The organism is Sulfurirhabdus autotrophica (assembly GCF_004346685.1).
GTDB classification, from domain to species: domain Bacteria; phylum Pseudomonadota; class Gammaproteobacteria; order Burkholderiales; family SMCO01; genus Sulfurirhabdus; species Sulfurirhabdus autotrophica.
The window spans coordinates 1-23,575 of record NZ_SMCO01000003.1; the positions used below are offsets into that span (position 1 = coordinate 1).

Here is a 23,575-nt window from a genome sequence, read left to right on the forward strand (position 1 = left end):
ATTGAACAATCGCCCCAGAAAACGACTTGGATATCAAACGCCCAATCAGGTATTCTTCGAATCAACAGGCCTTGCACTTCAAACTTGAATCCGCGTCCTATTTTTCCCCGATACTTCAGTTTGAGATAGAATCTCTCTGGCTTATACTTTTTATCTGGAGCAAACCATGCAAAGAATCACCACTTTAACCGCAGTACTTTTACTCGCATTTTCCATTTCGGCATGCGCAGACAACAACACTGCAAACAACGGTTCTGATAAAACCAAACAAACCCAAGTATCCCAATTAATCAAAATTGACCAAAAGGTCGGCACCGGAAAAGAAGCTGTTAGCGGTAAAATGGTTTCTGTTCATTATACTGGTTGGCTGTTTGACGCAAGCGCACCAAAAAACAGAGGAACGAAGTTTGATAGCTCCGTAGACCGAGGCGAGCCGTTTACCTTCCGCTTGGGTGGTGGCCAGGTTATACGTGGATGGGATGAAGGGGTTGCCGGAATGAAAGTTGGCGGAAAACGCACCCTGACCATACCACCAGAAATGGGTTATGGTGCCAACGGCGCAGGTGGGGTCATCCCTCCTAACGCAACACTGATTTTTGATGTGGAATTACTTAAAGCACAATAATCTACTGTTTTGGGGGAAGCGCAGAGAGTCGCCAGCAACTTTAAATTAGCCGCTCTTAGCGCATTTCCACAAAGAAGATCAGCTTGCACGCCGCATCGCACCACCTGCTTCTGCATGCCCACCACCATGACTGACAGGCTGGCTAAGTACCTCCGGCACTTCGAGTTTCAGCAGCTGATACAAATTGGTCAGATTTTCCCGGTATAACTTATCAAAACTTTCCACACTATTCTGTGGATTGTAGTCACCAAACCACCAGAACCAGTCAGAGCTTTCGCAATCTGACAATTGTTTATAAGCTGCCTCCTGCTCGGCTTGAGTCAGCCTACCACTAGCTATCACATGGTCAAAGCTTCGTTTTGCAGCGCATAACAAGTCCCAGGCACGGTTTTTATCTGTGGAGCCTATCCACGTTGAAAAATCACCATACACCCAACTACCTGCAACCAATCCAGGCAAATTACCCATTTTCGCAAAGTGACCCGAACCAGCCTTGCTTGTAGCCGTAGATTCAGACTTCTCAGCAGCATCCAGATAATCTTTGAATGTTGTCATGTTGATAGATGGATGTGCTGATAAAGCCTCATAAAGTTCAGACAGGAAAAAATACCCATTGTACGGATAATATTCCCATGCATTTTCTCCATCCAGAATCACACTGACAACAGGGTTTTCGCCTTGTGGCGCTTGTTCAAGGATCCCTTCCAGAAGATGAACAAAATTATTAACGGCATCGCGCCCATACCATTTTGCATACTCAAAGCCAATCAAATCCGACAAATGATCATCACGGAAAAAGCAGGTCACTTTATTTTCCTGACCAGTCACTTGATAGGGTCGATATAAATACTGTTTTTTCTCAGGTGGGGGTGAGCCAGGACTTGCTTTACGCAAGCTGCTTACCAGCACACCCTCGCCGGTAGCCGTCCAGCGAACACCAAAATGTGCCAGCAAATTGAGCAACGGGTCAGAAACACCCCCTTCTGCAGGCCAAAAACCATGAGGCTTTTCACCAAATCGCGCCTCATGGCTTGCTATGGCGGACTCAATATGAAATGCAACCCGGCTTTTACCTCCGGGATAAGTTGGCGATTCTGGCAAAGCAACATCGGGAGTGCATTCCCTTGCCGCCTTAAAATCTATTAATAGGGGTGCGATGGGATGATAATGGGGGGTACTGGATAATTCAATCCGCCCAGCCTTAACTAAAGCTTTATAGCGTGGAATAAGACCGCGCATCAGATTACCAATTAAATCGTATAGCCCCATACGATCGCTATAGCTAAAATGTTCACCCTTGGCCATAAGTTGCGTTACCAGTACGTGTTCACGCCGGACACTCTCTCCCGTCCATGCCAGGTGATACCATACCAGCAGATCGGCCAGGTATTGCCCGGAAAGGTAACTCATACAGGCTTCACCCTGCTCGTCTATCACATTAAAAAAATCTTGCAGACGTTTATAGGATGGAAAAGGGTGGACCATGGTCACATGATTGCAGCGAAAGCATTTTTCCAGAATCAGTTCACGCTGAGCATCGCTAAGCGAATTCATATCTTCATGCGCCAGCAAACCAAGTAAAGGGTCCGACATCTTTTTGCTGTCAAAATCTGCTACATACGCTTCCAGTTGGTCCAGCAAAATAGGGACAAAATTGAAAACCGCTTTTGATTTTGGACTTTGCTCCAGGTGATACACCATATCCGTATAATCTTTTATGGCGTGAAGATAAGTCCAAGGCAACTCAAATTCGCCTGACATATAGTTGCGATAATCCGGCTGGTGCATATGCCAGCAAAGGATAAGGTTCAGCTTTCTGTCTTGCTTAGCAGTCATAATCTATACGCCTGATTAACGATCATATTTCAAATGACGAATGCAGAATCAGCGAACATGGTGGACAGGTTGGCCCAGCATTTCCGGTGTAATCAGCACAATTCCTTTTTCTGTAACATGGAAGCGTTTTGCATCTTCAACAGGATCCACCCCAGCCACCAACCCATCTGGAATAATACAACCCTTATCAATCAGCACTCGCTTCAAATACACATTCTGGCCAATTTTCACATCCGGCAGCACCACAGAATCCACGACTTCTGAAAAGCTCATTACATATACATTGGAGAAAAGCAGTGATCGGGTAATTTTGGCACCACTGATAATGCACCCACCTGAAACCATGGAATCTACTGCCATACCCCTTCTTTCTTCATCATCGAAGATGAATTTAGCAGGGGGCAGCTGCTCCTGATAAGTCCAGATCGGCCACTTTTTATCGTATAAATTGAGCGCAGGAGTCACCTTGGTCAGCTCCATATTCGCTTCCCAAAATGCATCAACAGTACCCACATCACGCCAATAGGGCACATCGTCAGGTTTGCAGACGCAACTCTCACTGAAGGGGTGGGCAACTACTTTATATTTCTTGACCAAATGAGGAATAATGTCTTTACCAAAGTCATGAGACGAATGCCGAACATCAGCATCCCGAATCAGTTGTTCATATAGAAATTTGGCATTGAAAATATAAATACCCATACTTACCAGGGCGTTATCCGGATTGTCTGGCATGGGCGATGGATTTGCCGGTTTTTCATTAAAATCGATGACACGATTATCTTTGTCTACCGTCATGATGCCAAATGCCGATGCTTCAGCCAGCGGTACTTCAATACAAGCAACCGTCATATCTGCCTCATGAGACACATGATAGGCAAGCATCTCGCCATAATCCATTTTGTAGATATGATCCCCGGCCAAAATCAGCACATGCTCTGGTTCATAGGCGCGGATAATATCCATGTTCTGATAAACCGCATCTGCCGTACCTTTATACCAGTCGGCTTCAAGTCGTTGCTGTGCAGGTAGCAGTTCTACAAACTCATTGAACTCACCCCGCAGAAATCCCCAGCCACGCTGAATATGCTTGATCATGCTATGGGCTTTATACTGAGTGATGACACCCACACGCCGGATGCCTGAATTCAGGCAATTGGAAAGCGGAAAATCAATGATACGAAATTTGCCGCCAAATGGCACTGCCGGTTTGGCGCGCCAATCTGTCAGCTGTTTTAATCGGCTGCCACGGCCTCCGGCAAGAATCAATGCAACTGTATTTTTTGTCAGCAGACTGACAAAGCGCGGTAAATCTTTTTGCAAGAGCCTCTCCTTAGCCTATTAATATTTAATTCAATACTACTGCAAATCCCACCAACACAACAATCCTGATGTGAAAAAAGTTCAAATGCATCTGAGAACAATACGCATTCTTCCGATTTCATACCAAAAACACCTAAAATTTAACATTTTACTCAAACATCTATTTTTTATTTTAGCCGATGGCTGGTAGGATGATAGCTATCGGGCTGAAATATTCCTTGCATGAAGCTTCCCGTAATATTATGTAATTTTAGAGCTACAATTAAACAATACTCAAATGACATAGCTATGAAACAGGATACAAAGCCTAAGCTCAACACCAAAACTGAACTCCTTATACAGGCACGTTTACATGACCCACACCAGTTTCTCGGCCAGCATTGGGAAGGTAATGGCTATGTATTGCGTGTCTTCCTGCCCTACGCACAGCAAGTATGGGTTGAAACTGAAACGGAATGGACATCCCTGACCAAAACCGACCCTCATGGCCTTTTTGAATGGCATGGAAAACAGGCTTTGCCTGCAACTTATCGCTTGCGCGCAGCGGCATATGGCGAGTTGCATGAATTTCATGACCCTTACGCCTTCCCCGCCCAAATCACTGACCTCGATCTGTATTTATTCAACGCGGGGAACCTGCACCAGACATACAACACTCTTGGCGCACATCTCATCACTGTTAATGGTGTAGCAGGTGTTCACTTCGCTGTCTGGGCGCCAAATGCGGAACGTGTCAGTGTTATCGGAGATTTTAATCACTGGGATGGCCGTACGCATCTTATGCAGGTGCACGGTTCAAGTGGTGTATGGGAGTTATTTATACCCGGCCTGGCTGACAGTGCCTTATACAAGTTCGAAATTCGTAATCGCCATAATGGGCATATCCTGGTCAAAACAGACCCCTATGCCCAATATTTCGAAAAACGCCCTGGCACTGCGTCCAGTGTTGCCGCAATAAGTACCCATCACTGGCAAGATAACGAATGGCTGGCAAAACGCGCCAAACACGACTGGCAGCATGCACCGTGCAACATCTACGAAATGCATGCCGGATCATGGAAACGTCATGCCAATGATGATTTTTTCACCTATCGTGAACTGGCTGAATCGCTCATCCCTTACATCAAAGAGATGGGCTACACCCATATAGAGCTCATGCCAATCAGCGAGCATCCGCTGGATGAGTCATGGGGATACCAGACAACCGGATATTTTGCACCGACAAACCGTTATGGCTCACCAGATGATCTTCGTTATTTTGTAGATGCATGTCATCAGGCTAACATTGGCGTCATTCTTGATTGGGTACCGGCACACTTCCCTCAGGACAGTTTCGCATTGGCCAGATTTGACGGCACCGCACTGTACGAACACGAAGACCCGCGCATGGGTTTTCATCAGGATTGGGGCACTTATATTTTCAATTTTGGCCGCAATGAGGTAAAAAGTTTTCTGCTCTCAAGTGCCCATTACTGGCTTTCTGAGTTCCACATTGACGGTTTACGGGTAGATGCGGTCGCCTCTATGCTTTATCTGGACTACTCCCGACAAGCAGGCGAATGGATACCCAATAAATTTGGTGGCCGTGAAAATCTGGAAGCCATTGAGTTTCTGCGCGAACTCAATATCATGGTGCACGATGCCTTCCCCGGTGCCCTGACATTTGCTGAAGAGTCTACTTCCTGGCCCATGGTATCTCGCCCGGTCTACCTTGGCGGACTTGGCTTCTCCATGAAATGGAATATGGGTTGGATGAACGACACGCTGGCCTATATTTCGCAAGACCCAGTCCACCGACGCTATCACCATAACCAGTTAACTTTTGGTCAACTCTATTCCTACACCGAAAATTTTACCCTGCCCTTCTCTCATGATGAAGTTGTGCATGGCAAACGCTCGCTACTGGACAAAATGCCCGGTGATGCCTGGCAGAAATTTGCCAATTTACGCTTGCTGTATACCTACCAGATGGCCTACCCTGGGAAAAAATTGAATTTCATGGGAAATGAATTTGCCCAGGGCCGGGAATGGCGGGTAAAAAACGGTCTTGAATGGCAACTTCTGGACATCGGACTGCATCAGAATATTCAGACACTTTGCCGCGATCTGAACCACCTGTATGCAAATAATCTGGCAATGCATGATCTTGATTTTTCGTCAGATGGTTTCTCCTGGATTGATTGCCACGATGCGGATCAGTCCATACTAAGCTTCATGCGACGTGCGCGCGATGGGTCATTTGTCGTGGTCGTTCTGAATTTCACTCCCGTACCACGCAATAATTACCGAATTGGCGTACCTGAAGGCGCGGAGTACAAAGAAATATTCAACAGTGACTCCAGCTATTATGGCGGCACCAATAGCGGAAATGGTGGCGGACTTTTTGCTCAGGATAAGACCTGGATGGGTTTTCCTCACTCCATGGAAATCACGCTACCCCCCCTCGCTGGTATTATTCTTGCAAGAGCCTAAAATACAAACAACAACTTAAAGGTTTTCGTATGACGCAACCTACCCAAACCAAAGCATGGAAGGCATTAAAAAGACATCAAAAAACGATTGCGCACACCCATATGCGCGATCTGTTCGAGGCTGACCCGCAACGGTTCGAAAAACATTCCATCACCTTCAACAATATCCTGTTCGATTTTTCCAAAAATCGATTCACAGATAAAACGTTAGCCTTACTTTTCAACCTGGCAAGAGAGATGGACGTACCAGGCTGGAGAGAAAAAATGTTTACCGGCGAACCCATTAATTTCACAGAAAATCGCTCTGTTCTGCACGTTGCACTGCGTAACCGCACCAATCGGCCTGTTATGGTCGATGGCAAAAATGTCATGCCTGAAGTCAATGCTGTACTCAGTAAAATGCGTAAATTTACCAATGCTGTTCGTTCCGGTGAATGGAAAGGATACAGTGGCAAAACCATTACGGATGTAGTCAATATCGGTATTGGCGGTTCTGACCTGGGGCCGGCCATGGTGACTGAATCACTCCTTGCCTATCATCGTCACAATGTAAAATTTCACTTTGTTTCCAATATTGACAGCACCGACCTGTTTGAAACAGAGCGCCATCTCAATCCGGAAACTACGCTTTTCATCATTGCTTCAAAGACTTTTACTACACAGGAAACCATGACCAATGCCCGCTCAGCGCGGGACTGGTTAATGAAAGCCGCGCTTGAAGAAAGCGCCATTTCACAGCACTTTGTTGCCATCTCTACTAACACCAAGGCAGTCACCGAATTTGGAATTAATCCTGATCAAATGTTCGAGTTCTGGGACTGGGTGGGTGGACGTTATTCACTGTGGTCCGCCATCGGATTATCCATTGCGTTGGCGATCGGCATGGCCCGATTCGAAGAGCTACTTCAGGGTGCTCATGAAATGGACGAACATTTCCGTTCTGCGCCACTTGAAAAAAACCTCCCTGTCATATTCGGAATGTTAGGTATCTGGTACAACAATTTCTTCGGTTCCGATACCCAAGCCTGCATGCCGTACAGTCAGTATTTGCGCAGGCTTCCGGCCTATCTTCAGCAACTGGATATGGAAAGTAATGGCAAGCGCATCGACCGGGATGGCAATTTGGTCAATTACCCGACAGGCCAGATCATTTGGGGTGAACCTGGTACCAATGGCCAGCATGCGTTTTTTCAGCTTATTCATCAGGGTACGCGCCTCATTCCTGCTGATTACATCGCTTTGGTTGAGAGTCATCACCCTGTTGGTGAACACAACGCCATTTTATTGGCAAACTATTTTGCCCAGACTGAAGCATTAATGCGCGGCAAAAAACCTGAAGAAGCCATGCTGGAAATGCAAGCAGAAGGTCTCAGTGAAGAAGATATTAAACGCTTGCTGCCGCATAAAGTTTTTCCTGGCAATGAACCTAGCAATTCAATATTAATGCAAACCCTGGATCCCAAATCGCTAGGTTCTCTCATTGCTTTTTACGAACATAAAATTTTTGTCCAGGGCATCATCTGGAACATTAATTCTTTTGATCAATGGGGTGTAGAACTCGGCAAACAATTAGCCAAAGTCATTCAGCCTGAACTCACCGGAACCAGCGAGGTAAGCAGCCATGACACCTCCACAAACGGCTTGATTAATTCTTACAAATCGCAAAGAATTTAACTTTGGTGCATCAGTCTTGTAATTTAAATTTCAACTGGAATACACATGAACGGAATTACTATTGAACACAACCCATCAGAAGCCAGATTAATGGAACTGGAAGTGCCTCGCTGGCCAATATGGGATAAAGAAACCTCCACCTTTCCATGGACGTATGACAGCAGGGAAACCTGTTACCTTCTGGAGGGAGAGGTAATTGTCACTCCCACCAAAGGTGAACCAGTGAAAATTGAAAAAGGCGATCTTGTTACTTTTCCCGCTGGCATGTCCTGCACCTGGGATATTAAGCAATCAGTCAAAAAACATTACAGTTTCGATTGATTCAAGGGGCCAGACAAGCCTCTTCCAGCAGAATATCCACCCCTTTTTTGGGCGCTATTAGCGAGGCCGGGATAGGCTTTCCCGAACGCCAGTCACTAACGGCCAGACGTTTGGATTCCCCTGTTACCAGGTAAATCACTTTTTTAGCATCGCTTAAACAACGGGCGCTTAAACTGATTCTTTCCGAGGGTGGTTTGGGCGCATCGTGGACCGCTTGTGCAACAGGCGCATCGGGTGCCAAGCCAGGATCATGTCCGGGAAACAAGCTGGCGGTATGCCCGTCTTCTCCCAACCCTAGCAAGACCAGATCAAATGTCACATCATTTAACAGTTTGCTATATGCTTCAGCACCCATAGTTGAACCTTGCTCGGCGGGAATAATGAAAATCTGACAATGGGGAACAGTGGCATAATTAAGCCAGGCCGTCAGCGCCATCACACTATTACGATCCGGGTGATTAGCAGGCAAGCAACGCTCATCCCCAAAATAAATGTACCAGGCTGACCAGTCAGTCTTGATATCACGCAGTTTTTCGTAGACAGCACGGGGCGTCGTGCCGCCAGCCAGCACCAGATTAAACACACCACGCTGCGCGATGGCCTCATCTGCCGCTTTGACGATTTCTTTAACAGCCTGTTTCTTTAATGCTTTAGTATCTGGAAAAACGTGCCAACGACACTTTTGCATAAATTTCACCGCCCTTCAGAATAAGATCAGCAGTACAAAAAACTCAAAAGCCATACGCTAATCGCTTATAACCGGGTCATAACTCATTACGCCACTGATGATCTTCGCTATCAAACAGTCGATTGGCTTCTTCTGGCCCCCATGTACCGGCTGGATAAGTATGAATAAAATCCCGTTCCTGCGCCCAGTGTTTCAGTATAGGATCAACAACGCGCCATGCCCACTCCACTTCATCAAACCGGATAAACAAGCTGCGGTCACCCTCAATGATATCCAGCAGCAGGGTTTCGTATGCGTCCAGAGGCACTTCGTCGGTTTTACGATATGAGGCATTGAGTGAGATAACCCGCGTATCCATTTCCAGTCCTGGCCGTTTCACATGAATTTCCATATGCATGCTTTCACTGGGTTGAATAGACAACAATATCCAGTTAGGCGCAATGCTTTCAACAGGTGTTTCCCGAAATAACTGCTGTGGCGGATAACGAAACCGGATAGCAATAAGCGACATCTGTTTTGCCAGGCGCTTACCCGTACGGAGATAAAAAGGCACGCCACGCCAGCGCCAGTTATCGATGTAAAATTTGGCAGCCACCATGGATTCCGTGGCTGATGCTTTTTCTACGCCTTCTTCATCCTGATATCCGGCTACAGATTTGCCATTCACGAATCCTGCAGCATACTGCGCGCGGAAAGCATGGGCGCTGATCGAGCGTTTTGAAATGGGCCTGATGGAGCGCAACACCTTTACTTTTTCGTCGCGCAGCGCATCGGCTTCCAGTGCTGGAGGCGGCTCCATTGCAACAACCGCCAGCAACTGCATCAAATGGTTCTGTAACATATCCCGTAAAGCACCCGCTTTATCATAGTAGTCTGCACGTTTTTCAATGCCAATATCTTCAGCAACGGTAATCTGCACATGGTCAATAAAATTGCGGTTCCAAAGTGGCTCAATCAAGGTATTCGCAAAACGGAACACCAACAGATTTTGAACGGTTTCCTTCCCAAGATAATGATCAATACGAAAGATCTGTTCCTCATCAAACGAACGGTGCAACACTTCATTCAACAAATGGGCACTTTCAATATCTTCACCGAAAGGCTTCTCCAACACAATACGATGAAGTCCACGGGGTTTGTTCAACCCCACTGCATCCAGATTTTTAACGACTGAGTTATATTCGGTTGGCTTAATCGCAAGATAAAAAATCATGTTGGAGCAGACACCTTCTTTAGGCTTTGATAGTTCTTCATATAGCCGTTTATAGGAATCTAAATCGTGCAACTCCCCTTGCAAATAACTGAATCGTGCTGAAAATTTCGCAAAAATTTCTTCATCAAAATTCTCACCAATTTTATCTTGCAGTGTCAGTTGCATATGCTTTTTCCAATCTTCCTGCCCCCAGTCTCGGCGGGAATAAGCGGTAAAATTCAAAGCTGGCGGCAAGCGATTGGCCACTTCAAGATGATATAGCGAGGGCAATAATTTATTGGAAGCCAGATTACCAGTGGCGCCAAAAATCACGAAGTTACAAGGAAACTGTGATTGATCCTTCATGTTCAATCTCCCTTAACTGCGTGACCACCAAACCCTTTGCGCATCATTGCAAGCATCTTGGCGGGGTAATCATTGGCACCTTGACTAGCGAAGCGCATCATTAACGCAAGACTCATTACCGGCGCAGGAACGCCCTGTTCAACTGCCTCAAGCGCAGTCCAGCGACCTTCTCCCGAATCTGAAACGAAGGGTTTGATATTATCCAGCGACTGATCTTCTTTCAAAAACTCTGCAGTTAAATCCAGTAGCCATGAACGCACTACACTACCATGACGCCACATCTCGGTAATGGCAGCAAGATCCATATTAAAATCTTCACGTCCTTTGATGAGCGCCAAACCTTCTGCAAAGGCTTGCATCATGCCGTATTCAATACCGTTGTGGACCATTTTCACAAAATGTCCGGAACCCACAGGCCCGCAATGATGCCAGCCTGCATCTGCGCCGGGAGCCAGCACTTTGATGAACGGCTCAATCCGTTTCATCGGGCCAGCCTCTCCCCCGGTCATGATAGCGTAACCATTTTCCAGCCCCCATACCCCACCTGACACACCGGCATCAATATAATGAATACCGGATTTAGACAATTCAGCACCCCGTCTCATGGAATCTTTGTAGTATGCATTTCCGCCATCAACCAGAATATCATCCGCACTCAGCATGGGGGCTAGTTGATCTATCGCATTCTGGGTTGCGTCTCCTGAAGGGAGCATTAGCCAGACAATGCGGGGTGCAGCCAGCTGTTTAATCATTGCCTCGAATGACTCAACTGCCGTCAGGCCCGTTTCTTTTGCAAGTTGCTGTGTAACTTCAGCACTACGATTATAGGCCACGACTTCCATACCACCCCGACGCAACCGACGTGCCATATTTGCGCCCATTCGACCCATTCCGATCATGCCTATATTCATAATGCCTCCCAGTTAGTCTATGTGTGGTACAAACCTACACCCCTAAAATAGATGGATAATCGGTTTAAATCAATACCCCACATGACTTATATAGCGAATTCACCCACTCGGCACAAAAATATGCGTTAGAATTAATCGTCTTAATTTTTGGCAAAAATATCATCTTGCAAGCAAATTCTCGCAAAAATAAAAAACCCAAAGTTCTTTTTGTCACCTCAGAAATTCACCCGTTAATCAAGACTGGCGGGCTGGCTGATGTGAGTGCAGCGCTTCCCGTTGCTTTACGTGCTATTGGGGTGGACGTAAGAGTATTGGTGCCGGGCTATCCTAAAATTTTGTCTGTCATTAAAAACAAACGCAAACTGGCACGCATCATAGATATTCCAGGCCACGGAGAAGTAAATCTCCTGTCAGCAAAAATACCCGGTAGCGATGTTCCAATCATAATCATAGACTATCCAGCGTTTTATGAGCGTACAGGCGGACCTTATTCTGATAAAAGCGGGCTGGACTGGCCGGACAATGCACTTCGATTTGGGTTATTGTCCCGCATTGCAGCGATATTAGGTTCAGAAAAAAATCCGCTGGCATGGAAGCCTGATATTGTTCACTGCAATGACTGGCAGACTGGCCTTGCACCCGCCTATCTGCATTTTGCCAAGGGAACCAAGGCTGCAACAGTCATGACTGTTCACAATCTCGCCTACCAGGGTATATTTCCGCCAGAAGTATTCCCCCAACTCAACTTACCCGAAGAAAGCTTTGACATGCACGGGGTGGAATATTATGGCAACATTTCCTTCCTTAAGGCCGGGCTTTATTATGCCGACCACCTCACTACCGTTAGCCTAACCTATGCAAAGGAAATTCAATCAGAGGCGTTAGGTTTTGGTTTACAAGGTTTACTGGCTGAGCGCTCAACCCAGCTGACCGGCATTCTGAATGGTGTCGATGCCGAGCATTGGAATCCCGCATGCGATACCCACCTTGCTACAACTTATAGCCCGACAAGATTGAATGGAAAAAAAACCAATAAGCAGGCACTGCAACAGCAATTAAATTTGCCCGTTTCTGCTGACATTCCTTTATTCGGTGTGGTAAGTCGCATTACGCACCAGAAAGGCCTGGATCTGCTTCTGGAAATCCTGCCATCCATTGTGCGCGAACCCGCACAAATAATCCTGCTTGGAACAGGTGAACTCGAACTTGAACAAGCCTTTCTGCTCTTGGGTGAACAATACCCCAATCATTTCCGGGCAGTCATCGGATTTGATGAGGGGCTATCCCATCAGGTTGAAGCGGGTGCGGATATGTTTCTGATGCCATCCCGCTTTGAACCATGCGGACTTAATCAGATGTATAGCATGCTTTATGGAACGCCACCCATTGTGACACCAACCGGTGGTCTGGCTGATACTGTGGTTGACCTCACGCCTACCAGCCTGAAAGATGGCAGCGCAACGGGATTTATGTTGCAGTCATTTACTGCGGCAAACCTCCTCCAGACCGTTAAACGCGCTATTGATGCATATCATGATAAAAAAACCTGGCGGAAACTGCAGCTAAACGGCATGCACCGAGATTTCGGCTGGACAAAAAGCGCCGAAACCTATTTATCGCTTTATTCATCGCTTATTCAGAAATAGGCATAAGAAACTCACAGCCAAAACATCATGCCCGTTTCATGAGAATTGGTCAGCAACTCGTGCCAGGGATAAATTCGTACCATGTATTGCAGCTTGCCACACAAATCTGGTGCCAGTTCCAATGCAAAAACCTGTTCATGGCCTGTACCTGTCGCTTCCTGACTTACAAAACTATAATGTTGCATCTCACTGGCATTGACGTTCCCGGGCCTGCCAACGAGCAATTCCACCCTTACATCTTCTGATTTTAATCCGTTCAGTTGCACGCCAACCTCAAAACGCATTGCATCTCCAAATTGAATACGCTTTTTCGGTTCATCCAGCCTGCGTAAAGCAACCCCATGCCATGCTGCTTTAACGCGTGATTTCCAGACTGCCAAACGCTTGGCATTTTCAAAATCATTTTGAGCGAATATTTTTCCTTGTGTGCTGGCTGAGGTGTAAAAACGTGAAACATATTCCCCTACCATTCGCGTGGCATTGAACCGCGGCAGTACAGTTGCAATGGAATGCTTGGCCATCTTGACCCAGCCTTCCGAATAACCAAATTTTCCACGATCATAATAGAGTGGTAATACGTGATCCTGCAGGATTTCATACAGAGTCTGGCTTTCTTCTTTATTACGACGGTAATCATCATAATGCTCCGGCGAAGGTTTGATCGCCCAACCATTTTTACCGTCGTATCCCTCGCCCCACCACCCATCAAGCACGCTTAAATTAATAGCGCCATTAATTCCTGCTTTCATACCCGATGTCCCGCTCGCTTCCAACGGGTAAACGGGGTTGTTCAACCAGATATCCACACCCGAAACCAGCCTCCTGGCCAGCCCCATATCATAACCTTCCACCAGTAATATTTTTCCTTCAAATTCAGGTAAACGGGAAATGTTATGCACTTGCCTGATCAACTCCTGGCCGGGTTTATCTGCAGGATGTGCTTTGCCTGCGAACACAAACAAAATGGGTCGATCTTCATCTGCAATAATTTCACGCAACCAATCAAGATTATCAAACAACATGGTCGCCCGTTTATAGGTTGCAAAACGACGCGCAAAGCCAATTGTCAGAACGTTAGGATTGATTGGATCTGTGTATTTAAGCAAGCGGTCCAGATGCGCCTCAGAACCATGATTTCGAAAGTGCTGGTTAGAAATGCGGTGTCGTAGCTGATACAACATTTGCGATTTGAGAGACTGGCGAACACTCCAGAACAAATGATCCGGAATCATGTCGATTTTTGACCAAAATTCTGTATCACACAATCGATGCCGCCACTCGTAACCCAAATAGGTATCAAACAAATCCACCCATTCATCCGCAAGAAAACTGGGAACGTGCACGCCGTTAGTGACATACGTGATAGGGCTTTCTTCCGGCCCGACTTGTGGCCACAAATCTCCACAGATTTTGGCCGAAACATCACCATGAATACGACTTACACCGTTATGGTAACGCGAACCATGAATCGCCAAGGTCGTCATATTAAATTCATGACTGTCCGCAGATTGCCCCAGCGCCAGAAACTCCTCTTTTTCAATTTTCAGATCATGAAGCATCTCACTAAAATACTCAATCATCATATCCGGGGAAAAATGATCATGCCCAGCAGGTACTGGCGTATGGGTTGTAAAAACTGTATTCACTGCAACAGCCTCAAGCGCACTGGCAAAATCCAGTCCTTCCCTTACCAGACTTCTGGCGCGCTCAAGTATCTGGAATGCAGCATGCCCTTCGTTGATATGCCATACAGTAGGCTTTAACCCAATCTCCTGCAAAGCACGCACCCCACCCACCCCCAGCAGAATTTCCTGCTGCATCCGCATATAACGATCACCGCCATAGAGCTGGTGAACAATGTCACGATCTGCCAAAGAATTGACTTCAAGATCCGTATCCAGCAAATAAAGCCACACATGCCCTATTCTGGCCTGCCAGACTTTCACAATGACAGTACGTCCAGGAAAACCCACGTTAATATGCACTTCATTACCATCGTCACGCAGCACGGGAGAAATAGGCAAATCATCAAAATCAGAATCTGCGTAAGTTGCGACCTGATTACCTTCCGCATCGATCAACTGGGAAAAATAGCCCTGTCGATACAAAAGGCCCACGGCAATAAAGGGCAGGCGCATATCGCTGGCAGCTTTACAATGGTCACCCGCCAATATTCCCAGCCCACCTGAGTAAATAGGAAAACTCTCGTGAAAACCAAATTCAGCACAAAAATAGGCTACCAGATCACTTTGATGCAACCCTGTGCCATTCTGGCGCATAGGTTCAGAATGGTAAGTATCGTAGGCGGATAAAACACGATTAAAATTTGCAAGAAATACCTGGTCATCCACCGCATCCACTAACCGCTGCTCATTGACTCGCTTTAAAAACGCCTTGGGACTATGCCCTACAGCATCCCAAAGACTTGGGTGCAAACGGGCAAAAAGCGTGCGGCTGGTACGATTCCAGCTGTACCATAAATTACCTGCCAACTCATCCATCCGCTTTAGTCGTCTTGGAATTTTTGGATTTACTTCAACGATGAAAGGTGTGCCTTCCTTCATGCGATGCTCCCTTGCTTAATTCTGTTCTTTTCAGAAATGCTCACTAGCATTTAAGTTTTGCAGTGTTCTGAATTAATATTAGACGTTTTTTTCAGTTTGAGAATTTTACAGGAAGAAATATTACAAAATTTAGGGATTCAGAATTTTACTGTGGGTAGAAGCGTAATCAGAGTCAATGAAGCGCCCGGTTTTATCTCCGTCTCTATTCTCAAGCCCACAAAATGGGCTCCTGATGCATACCCAATTATTTCTCAATGAGAGAATGAAGCGGCTTTGAAATCATTTGCTGGTGAGGAGTGGAAGCATGCTGCAATTTCTCCTGGAATGGAAAAATTCGTTGTTAAATGCTGGGTACATCACTATGAATCGTGGGCTTAAGCACAATCCGTGCTTCGTGAGGAACGCTCCGCCAGCAAACTGCACGTTGAGGTTATAGAAACCCCCTGTTTTCCTCCCTGAATGACTGTTGTTCGCCATACCTGACTTTAATCCAACCTTGCCAGAATGACCCCTTATGGCACCTAGTTGCCCATACGAAGGTTAACTAATTCCCACATTTCATTCGCCCTACCCACATCATTCAATAAAATAGCCCTTTGGACAATTTAACAGTCGAAAATCCGGCAGCCCAGAACTAAAAACAAGTTAGGACTAAAGTGGTTTAAGAATCAACTGATCGTTACGTTGCGTAAATTCCAGTTGTTTTAGAAAGCTCATCCCTAGTAATACCATGCCATCATCCATACCATCGCTTACGATAGCGCTGACATTGTTCACTTCTATAAAACCCAGACGCACCGAATCCAGCCGAGTGGTAAAACCTTGCGCCATACCATTTGCCGTCTGAACAGTGACGTTCGCTCCTCGCCTTAAGCCCAACTGACTGGCCAGCTTGGCTGACATTGCAACCTGTGTGGCTCCGGTATCCAGCAAAAAGGTCACAGGTGTGCCATTGATCTCGCCATCCGCCACGTAATGTCCGGCACGATTTCGCTGCAAAACCACTTCACCTGTCTGGCTTTGCAGCGCTCCATGAGGGTTAGGGTTGGTTTGCCGCATATACCATCCATTAAAAAACCAGTATATGCCAGCGAACACCAGCAACCATGCAATGACCAGCATGGTCATGCCTGTTCTGCGATGAGGGTTAGGGTTTGAATCCATTTATTGATTTAATCAGCGTTAATCAAGCTTAATGAAATGTTCACGGTAATATTTCATTTCCTCTACGGATTCGTAAATATCAGCCAGTGCTTCGTGCTTATTTGCTTTTACAAATCCCGCTTTCAAGCTAGGTTTCCAACGCTTCGCCAGTTCTTTCAGCGTACTTACATCCAGATTGCGGTAATGAAAGTAGGCTTCCAGTTCTGGCATATAACGCGCCATAAAACGCCTGTCCTGACAAATGGAGTTACCACACATAGGAGAAGTTTTGGCTGGCACATATTCTTTCAGAAACGCAATCATCTGTGCTTCCACATCTGCGTCATTCAGCGTTGAAGCCTTTACCTTCTCGATTAATCCCGATTTACCATGGGTACCCTTATTCCAGGCATCCATACCATCCAACACTTCATCTGATTGATGCACTACCAGTACGGGTGCTTCAGCAACTGTTTCCAGGTTTGCATTAGTGATCACCAGCGCCACCTCCAAAATTCGGTCGCCATCCGGATTAAGACCGCTCATTTCCATATCAATCCAGATGAGGTGATTCGCATCTTGTGCCATAATATTGCCTTACTCGGTTTTCAAAGTCTGTATTGTGTCATATCCACGAAAGAATCGTCACTACAGACAGATCATTTAAGGACAATTCGTGCAAACTTTTACGTTGGTTTTCTTGATAGCGCTGCTACTTACCACCCTGACAAAATTGTGGCTGGCAGCAAGACACGTTCGACATATTCAGGCTCATCGTGATGCTGTGCCTCAGGAGTTTTCAGAACAAATCGCTCTGGATGCTCACCAGAAGGCCGCAGACTACAGCAGCACTAAAACCCGCCTCAGTTTTATTCAGATCATGCTGGATGCGGTTTTGTTACTGGCTTTCACCCTGGGTGGCGGCTTGCAAATACTAAGCGATTTCTGGGCTACCATTTTTAATGCCGGCATAGCGCACAGCATGGCGCTCATCATCAGCCCAATTCTGATCATTAGTATTCTCGAGTTTCCCTTGAACGTTTATTTTACCTTTGTGGTGGAAGCACGGTTTGGTTTCAACAAAATGACACCGGCATTGTTCATCGTGGATATGTTCAAGCAACTTTTGCTTGCTTCCCTGTTTGGCCTGCCTTTCCTTGCCGGCGTCCTTTGGCTTATGGATAAAATGGGTGAGAAATGGTGGTTATATGTCTGGTTTGCCTGGATGGGTTTCAATCTGCTGGTGCTGGCCATCTACCCTACGTTTATTGCACCGTTTTTCAACAAGTTCACACCCATGGAAGACATGCAGCTCAAAACCCGCATCGAACAGTTTTTAACAAAATGCGGATTCAAGGCTGAAGGGTTGTTTGTGATGGATGGCTCCAAACGCAGTAGCCACGGCAATGCCTACTTCACCGGTTTCGGAAAAAGCAAGCGTATTGTCTTTTTCGACACGCTGCTTACCCACCTGACGCACAATGAAATTGAAGCCGTGCTCGCCCATGAACTAGGCCATTTCAAACGCCGCCATATTATTAAACGCATCGTCTGGACGTTTATTCTGAGTCTCGGATTTTTATGGCTGCTGGGATGGCTTATGGACAAAACCTGGTTTTATCAAGGGCTCGGCGTGACTACCCAAAGCACGGGTATGGCATTGATTCTGTTTTTCATGATCATTCCGGCATTTACTTTCTTGTTTCAGCCTTTATCCAGTTTCTATTCACGCAAGCATGAGTTTGAAGCGGATCAATATGCTGCGCAAAACGCAAACGCCAATGACATGGTGCAAGCACTGGTCAAGCTTTACAAAGACAATGCTTCCACTTTAACCCCTGACCCACTGCATTCGGTATTCTATGATTCCCACCCACCAGCCGCGACACGTATAGCGCGATTGCTAAATGCAGGGCATAATACTTGAGTGAACCAATCAGGTTTAATGAGAAGGAGAACACATGAGAATTTTTCTGACAACCTTAGTGCTATGTCTGGCCGTTGTGCCGGCCTTTGCAGATAATTTTGCCAAAGGCGATCCTAAAGTAGGTAAATCCCTCGTGGATAAATCCTGTGCTGCCTGCCATATTTCCATGTTTGGCGGTGACGGCTCTAAAATCTATACCCGTCCAGACCGCAAAGTAAAAAATGCGCAACAACTGCTTTCCCGTATCCGTATCTGCAATACCAACGCTGGTGCAAACTGGTACCCTGATGAAGAAATGCACGTTGCTGCTTATTTAAACTTGAATTACTACCATTTTAAATAAATTAAGGAATAGGCAATGAGCCAAGTCTGCGACCTCACCAATAAAAACTGCAAACCTTGTGAAGGCGGTGTTCCACCCTTGACAGAAAGTGAAATCCAGCACTTTCTCAAAGAGTTGAAAGGGTGGGAAGTTGTCAACAATACCATCAGTAAAACCTACCAGTTCAAGAATTATTATGAAACCATGGCTTTCGTCAATGCCACAGCTTGGGTTTCTCACCGTGAAGATCACCACCCGGATCTGGAAGTGGGTTACAACAAATGCAGCATTCACTATACGACACATGCCATTAGCGGGCTTTCAGAGAACGATTTTATCTGCGCAGCCAAAATTGACGCACTGTTAGAAATTTAGCCTCCACACCTGTCTGCGTTTTGCACAAACAATCCAATAAAAAAAATCAGGATACTTTGCTAGAAGGCCAGGTTGTTGCCAACTATGGCAGGCGTTATGAAGTTGAGTTAGACAGTGGCAAGCTGATCAGCTGTGTCATGCGAGGCAAAAAAGGCGGGGTGGCTTGTGGTGACCGCGTTTTCATCACACCAAGCGGAACTGAACAAGGTGCCATTGAACGCATTGCCCCGCGCGCTTCCTTACTATACAGATCAGATACTTTTCACACAAAAATCATCGCTGCCAATGTCACTCAGATTATTATCGTGGCAGCAGCTGTACCCAGCTTTTATGAAGAGCTGCTCAATCGCTGCCTGGCCGCCGCTGAAGCCAACAATATCAAAGCGTTGATCGTCCTGAACAAATGCGATTTGTCTGAAGAATCAAAGCAGGCTTTAAATAACCTGCAACTCTACCGTGATTTAGGTTATGAAGTTTTGCAACTCTCTGCGAAACAGGATATCAGCCCGCTCAAACCCTATCTGAAAGGCCACACCAGCGTATTGGTAGGGCAATCTGGCATGGGTAAATCCAGTATCATTAATGCACTCTTACCCGAAGCCCGAGTAGTGACGGCTGAAATATCAGAGGCACTGGATTCCGGCCGACACACTACCACCCACACACGACTCTACCATCTGGATGAACAAAGCCAGATTATTGATTCTCCCGGGTTGCAAGAGTTTGGTTTACATCATCTTTCCCCCACTGAAATCGATCATGCTTTCATTGAGTTCCGCCCCTACCTTGGCCACTGCAAATTCAATAATTGTCTGCACATATCAGAACCCGGTTGTGCATTACTTGAAGCGCTTGAAAAATGCGAAATCAGCAAACGGCGCATCTCCGCTTACCATAAACTGATTCATGCAGGCCACAGCAGGTTGTAAAACTCTCCCTGCTAATTTACCGAAATTGTCTATACTTGAACTCCGTGCAAGAGAGTTAAGCGATGACACTAGCTAAACTGTTTTATACGATCGTTCTGATTACGGCCCCTGGTCTGTCATTTGGTGAGGGAAAAGTAGTCGACACCCCCTACCAGCCCCAAAAAGTGCTATATGACTTTTATTTCGATCATCCTCAAAAAATCAACAGTGCTTTATATTGGCTGCGTTCGCTGATCAATACGCTAGGGGAAGAGCCCTATTCATTCAGCCCCGAAGCGCTCAATATCAAAGTCGTTATTCACGGCACTGAGATTGTCACCGTAATCAAGAAAAACTATCCTAAATATAAAGATGCTGTAGACAGAATGCGCTATTACGCCAGCTTAGGTGTGGAATTCAAAGTATGTGGATTAGCCGCAAAGGATTATGATTATCAACCCAAAGACTTCCAGGACTTCATTCAAATTGTGCCTTCCGCCATGACTGAATTAGCGCACTGGCAAAATCAGGGATATGCGCTCATTGCTCCCAACATTATGGACAAACGGTTTTCAATTGAGGAAATACGCTAAATTTGTCCTTTTGCTTTTTTCCAAACACTTGTTATAGCGCTGAAACAGTCAGCATCGTACTTTTTATAAACTTCAAACAGGCATATCTTACTAATTCATCTATTTTAATCTGTTTTGTCTATACTCTAGTCTTTTGCTTGATTTAACTTAAGCGATCATATTCAACTGATCACAATAACAAGTCATTCCAACCGGGGAATCACATGAAAAAAACCACCAAAACCACCTCTTTCAGCACCGAACCTCTTGGGCTTGACGCCATCGCCATCAAACAGTCCCTCGCTAACCGCCTTACATTTTCTGTCGGAAAAGACCCTCGCACTGCAACTGACCGAGACTGGTTTAATGCGCTCTCTTACACAGTCCGCGATCGGCTTATCGAACGCTGGATGGAGACCATGCGCAGTTACTACCAAGAGGATTCCAAGCGCGTCTATTACTTTTCCCTTGAGTTTCTGATTGGCAGAGTACTCATAAACAGCCTGAATAACGTTGGTTTTTACGATGAATGCGTGAAATCTCTTGAAGAATTTGGCCTTGATATTGAAGATTTGCGTGAACTTGAACCTGATGCAGCGCTTGGCAATGGCGGACTAGGCCGGCTTGCAGCTTGTTTCCTCGACTCAATGGCTAGCATTGGCATCCCAGGGTATGGTTGCGGCATTCGTTACGAATATGGCATGTTTCATCAGCGCATTGAAGATGGAAGGCAGGTTGAGCACCCTGATAACTGGTTACGTTATGGCAACTCATGGGAATTCCCGAGGCCTGAAGTGCTTTTCCCAGTCAGTTTTTATGGGCATGTTGTTGATTATAAAGACAGTAAAGGCAACACCCTGCATCATTGGGAAGACGCAGAAGAAGTCATGGCCATGGCTTACGACACCCCTGTACCAGGTTATCGCAATGGCACGGTCAACAACATGAGGCTATGGTCAGCCAAGGCTTCCCGTGACTTTAACCTGAAATATTTCAACGAAGGCAACTACATTAAAGCCGTCGAAGATAAAAACGACTCCGAGAATCTTTCCAAAGTTTTATACCCGGACGACAGCACCGAAATGGGGCGAGAACTGAGGCTCAAGCAACAATATTTCTTTGTCAGCGCCTCGCTGCAAGATATTATTTTCCGCTTCCACAAACATCACAACTCCTTTGACACCTTGCCTGACAAGGTCGCCATCCAGCTCAATGACACGCATCCTTCCATAGCCGTTCCGGAATTGATGCGTTTGCTTCTGGATACTTATCACTTGGGGTGGAATAAAGCCTGGAGCATTACTCAACGTACTTTTTCCTACACCAACCATACTCTGATGCCTGAAGCCCTGGAAACTTGGCCGCTATCGATGTTTGGCACAATATTACCGCGTCACCTACAAATTATTTACGAGATAAACCACCGTTTTCTGAAAGACGTTATGCACCAACATCCCGGCGATTGTGATCTTCTGCGCCGCATGTCAATCATTGATGAAACGGGAGAAAAGAAGGTACGGATGGCACATCTTGCTTTTGTTGGTAGCCATAAAGTAAATGGCGTGGCGAGAATTCATACAGAATTAATGAAAACCACCATATTTGTTGATTTTCACCGATTCTTTCCAGATCGTATCATCAACATGACCAATGGAGTCACACCCCGGCTTTGGCTGCAACAGGCCAACCCCTTATTATCCAAGGTCATTAATTCACACATCGGGGACAAATGGGTCACTGACCTTACGCAACTCAAAAAATTGATTCCACTCGCAGATAATGCAAAGTGCCGCAAACAATTTCGTGAAGTAAAGCATGCAAACAAGGTCAGATTGGCCAGCCTTATAAAACAGCACATGGACATTGAGGTCAATCCGCATTCTTTATTCGATGTGCAAATCAAGCGCATTCACGAATACAAGCGCCAGCTGCTCAATATATTACACATCATCACTCGCTACAATCGCATCCGCCACAATCCCGATAGTGACATGGTACCTCGCACCATTATTTTCGGTGGCAAAGCGGCGCCGGGATATGCCCTGGCCAAGCTCATTATCAAACTGATCAACGACGTTGCAGACATCATCAACAACGACCCGGCTGTGCGCGGGCTACTTAAAGTGGTGTTCATTCCCAACTATGATGTTTCCACCGCTCTGGATATTATTCCGGCCGCAGACCTTTCGGAACAAATATCCACTGCCGGCACTGAGGCATCAGGAACCAGCAACATGAAGCTGGCACTCAATGGCGCACTCACAATTGGCACAATGGATGGCGCCAATGTTGAAATCTGTGAAGAAGTGGGAAAAGATAATATCTTTATATTCGGCCTGAATACGGAGGAAGTTGCAGAGCGATATAACCAAGGCTACCAGCCTTGGGATTATTATCATGGAAATCATGAATTAAAAGCCGTACTCGATATGATCAGTAATGGCTTTTTTTCACCAGAAGAACCCAGTCGTTTCCGGCCGATAATGGACAACCTCACCACCCATGGCGACCATTATTTACTGCTGGCTGACTATGACGCTTATATTTCCTGCCAGCAAAACGTTGACGTGCTCTATCGCGATACTGATGAATGGTCACGCAAAACAATTATCAACATCGCCAATATGGGAAAATTTTCCAGCGACCGTACCATACAGCAATATGCTTCAGAAATATGGGGGATTAAAACAGCAGGTCCGCAAAAAGGCTAG

General features: G+C 46.1%; 19 protein-coding genes. 11 read left to right on the forward strand and 8 right to left on the reverse strand.

Annotation, left to right across the window (positions count from 1 at the left end):
• Nucleotides 1-166: 166 nt before the first annotated feature.
• On the forward strand, nt 167-625 hold the full coding sequence (locus EDC63_RS05310; RefSeq protein WP_124946027.1) for an FKBP-type peptidyl-prolyl cis-trans isomerase: 459 nt from the start codon (nt 167-169) through the stop codon (nt 623-625).
• A 78-nt stretch (nt 626-703) separates the two neighbouring features.
• Here the strand turns inward: EDC63_RS05310 and EDC63_RS05315 are convergent, their stop codons facing one another.
• Nucleotides 704-2,461, reverse strand: coding sequence for a glycoside hydrolase family 57 protein (locus EDC63_RS05315; protein ID WP_124946026.1), 1,758 nt, complete (start codon nt 2,459-2,461; stop codon nt 704-706).
• Nucleotides 2,462-2,509: 48 nt separating this feature from the next.
• A complete protein-coding gene (gene glgC / locus EDC63_RS05320; protein WP_124946025.1) occupies nt 2,510-3,784 on the reverse strand; it encodes a glucose-1-phosphate adenylyltransferase in 1,275 nt (424 codons plus the stop codon).
• Nucleotides 3,785-4,072: 288 nt separating this feature from the next.
• Between glgC and glgB the strand changes: the two genes are divergently transcribed.
• From glgB to EDC63_RS05335, 3 genes are read left to right on the forward strand one after another with little or no spacing between them, the layout of a single operon-like run.
• Entirely contained in the window at nt 4,073-6,256 is a 2,184-nt protein-coding gene (gene glgB, locus EDC63_RS05325) for a 1,4-alpha-glucan branching protein GlgB (protein WP_124946024.1), read from the forward strand.
• Nucleotides 6,257-6,285: 29 nt separating this feature from the next.
• Nucleotides 6,286-7,929 (forward strand): glucose-6-phosphate isomerase, encoded by a 1,644-nt coding sequence (gene pgi, locus EDC63_RS05330; RefSeq protein WP_124946023.1) that lies wholly within the window; start codon nt 6,286-6,288, stop codon nt 7,927-7,929.
• Between the two features lie 45 nt (nt 7,930-7,974).
• On the forward strand, nt 7,975-8,250 hold the full coding sequence (locus tag EDC63_RS05335) for a cupin domain-containing protein (RefSeq protein WP_124946022.1): 276 nt from the start codon (nt 7,975-7,977) through the stop codon (nt 8,248-8,250).
• 1 nt (nt 8,251) lies between these two features.
• On the opposite strand, the gene pgl is transcribed toward EDC63_RS05335, so the two are convergent.
• From pgl to gnd, 3 genes are all read right to left on the reverse strand, one after another.
• Nucleotides 8,252-8,938 carry a 6-phosphogluconolactonase gene (gene pgl, locus EDC63_RS05340; RefSeq protein ID WP_124946021.1) on the reverse strand — a complete coding sequence of 229 codons (687 nt, stop codon included), beginning with the start codon at nt 8,936-8,938 and terminating at the stop codon, nt 8,252-8,254.
• Between the two features lie 76 nt (nt 8,939-9,014).
• The gene (gene zwf / locus EDC63_RS05345; RefSeq protein ID WP_124946020.1) at nt 9,015-10,496 is read right to left on the reverse strand and encodes a glucose-6-phosphate dehydrogenase; all 1,482 of its coding nucleotides are present in this window, start codon (nt 10,494-10,496) and stop codon (nt 9,015-9,017) included.
• 2 nt (nt 10,497-10,498) lie between these two features.
• Entirely contained in the window at nt 10,499-11,407 is a 909-nt protein-coding gene (gnd, locus tag EDC63_RS05350) for a phosphogluconate dehydrogenase (NAD(+)-dependent, decarboxylating) (protein ID WP_124946019.1), read from the reverse strand.
• Between the two features lie 164 nt (nt 11,408-11,571).
• On the opposite strand from gnd, the gene glgA reads away from it, so the two are divergent.
• Entirely contained in the window at nt 11,572-13,053 is a 1,482-nt protein-coding gene (gene glgA, locus EDC63_RS05355) for a glycogen synthase GlgA (RefSeq protein ID WP_306307884.1), read from the forward strand.
• Between the two features lie 11 nt (nt 13,054-13,064).
• Here the strand turns inward: glgA and glgP are convergent, their stop codons facing one another.
• The 3 genes from glgP to orn form a co-directional block, all read right to left on the reverse strand.
• A complete protein-coding gene (gene glgP / locus EDC63_RS05360) occupies nt 13,065-15,617 on the reverse strand; it encodes an alpha-glucan family phosphorylase (RefSeq protein WP_124946017.1) in 2,553 nt (850 codons plus the stop codon).
• A 651-nt stretch (nt 15,618-16,268) separates the two neighbouring features.
• Nucleotides 16,269-16,781, reverse strand: a complete 513-nt coding sequence (locus tag EDC63_RS05365; protein ID WP_223248238.1) for a retropepsin-like aspartic protease family protein — start codon at nt 16,779-16,781, stop codon at nt 16,269-16,271.
• Nucleotides 16,782-16,799: 18 nt separating this feature from the next.
• Complete coding sequence (orn, locus tag EDC63_RS05370; protein ID WP_124946016.1) at nt 16,800-17,348, reverse strand: oligoribonuclease; 549 nt, start codon at nt 17,346-17,348, stop codon at nt 16,800-16,802.
• An 88-nt stretch (nt 17,349-17,436) separates the two neighbouring features.
• On the opposite strand from orn, the gene EDC63_RS05375 reads away from it, so the two are divergent.
• The 6 genes from EDC63_RS05375 (at nt 17,437) to EDC63_RS05400 (ending at nt 23,575) form a co-directional block, all read left to right on the forward strand.
• Entirely contained in the window at nt 17,437-18,687 is a 1,251-nt protein-coding gene (locus EDC63_RS05375) for a M48 family metallopeptidase (protein ID WP_124946015.1), read from the forward strand.
• A gap of 34 nt (nt 18,688-18,721) precedes the next feature.
• Complete coding sequence (locus EDC63_RS05380) at nt 18,722-19,030, forward strand: cytochrome c (protein WP_124946014.1); 309 nt, start codon at nt 18,722-18,724, stop codon at nt 19,028-19,030.
• 15 nt (nt 19,031-19,045) lie between these two features.
• A complete protein-coding gene (locus EDC63_RS05385; protein WP_124946013.1) occupies nt 19,046-19,384 on the forward strand; it encodes a 4a-hydroxytetrahydrobiopterin dehydratase in 339 nt (112 codons plus the stop codon).
• 20 nt (nt 19,385-19,404) lie between these two features.
• Nucleotides 19,405-20,313 (forward strand): ribosome small subunit-dependent GTPase A, encoded by a 909-nt coding sequence (gene rsgA / locus EDC63_RS05390; protein ID WP_223248237.1) that lies wholly within the window; start codon nt 19,405-19,407, stop codon nt 20,311-20,313.
• Nucleotides 20,314-20,375: 62 nt separating this feature from the next.
• Nucleotides 20,376-20,885, forward strand: a complete 510-nt coding sequence (locus EDC63_RS05395) for a DsrE family protein (RefSeq protein WP_124946012.1) — start codon at nt 20,376-20,378, stop codon at nt 20,883-20,885.
• A gap of 203 nt (nt 20,886-21,088) precedes the next feature.
• Nucleotides 21,089-23,575 (forward strand): glycogen/starch/alpha-glucan phosphorylase, encoded by a 2,487-nt coding sequence (locus tag EDC63_RS05400; RefSeq protein ID WP_124946011.1) that lies wholly within the window; start codon nt 21,089-21,091, stop codon nt 23,573-23,575.

Coding starts and splice junctions, on each gene's coding strand:
- glgP (WP_124946017.1), bottom strand. CDS start 15,617: ATGAAGGAAGGCACACCTTTCATCGTTGAAGTAAATCCAAAAATTCCA.
- orn (WP_124946016.1), bottom strand. CDS start 17,348: ATGGCACAAGATGCGAATCACCTCATCTGGATTGATATGGAAATGAGC.
- zwf (WP_124946020.1), bottom strand. CDS start 10,496: ATGAAGGATCAATCACAGTTTCCTTGTAACTTCGTGATTTTTGGCGCC.
- EDC63_RS05335 (WP_124946022.1), top strand. CDS start 7,975: ATGAACGGAATTACTATTGAACACAACCCATCAGAAGCCAGATTAATG.
- EDC63_RS05400 (WP_124946011.1), top strand. CDS start 21,089: ATGAAAAAAACCACCAAAACCACCTCTTTCAGCACCGAACCTCTTGGG.
- pgi (WP_124946023.1), top strand. CDS start 6,286: ATGACGCAACCTACCCAAACCAAAGCATGGAAGGCATTAAAAAGACAT.
- EDC63_RS05315 (WP_124946026.1), bottom strand. CDS start 2,461: ATGACTGCTAAGCAAGACAGAAAGCTGAACCTTATCCTTTGCTGGCAT.
- EDC63_RS05310 (WP_124946027.1), top strand. CDS start 167: ATGCAAAGAATCACCACTTTAACCGCAGTACTTTTACTCGCATTTTCC.
- gnd (WP_124946019.1), bottom strand. CDS start 11,407: ATGAATATAGGCATGATCGGAATGGGTCGAATGGGCGCAAATATGGCA.
- EDC63_RS05385 (WP_124946013.1), top strand. CDS start 19,046: ATGAGCCAAGTCTGCGACCTCACCAATAAAAACTGCAAACCTTGTGAA.
- glgB (WP_124946024.1), top strand. CDS start 4,073: ATGAAACAGGATACAAAGCCTAAGCTCAACACCAAAACTGAACTCCTT.
- EDC63_RS05365 (WP_223248238.1), bottom strand. CDS start 16,781: ATGGATTCAAACCCTAACCCTCATCGCAGAACAGGCATGACCATGCTG.
- EDC63_RS05395 (WP_124946012.1), top strand. CDS start 20,376: ATGACACTAGCTAAACTGTTTTATACGATCGTTCTGATTACGGCCCCT.
- EDC63_RS05380 (WP_124946014.1), top strand. CDS start 18,722: ATGAGAATTTTTCTGACAACCTTAGTGCTATGTCTGGCCGTTGTGCCG.
- pgl (WP_124946021.1), bottom strand. CDS start 8,938: ATGCAAAAGTGTCGTTGGCACGTTTTTCCAGATACTAAAGCATTAAAG.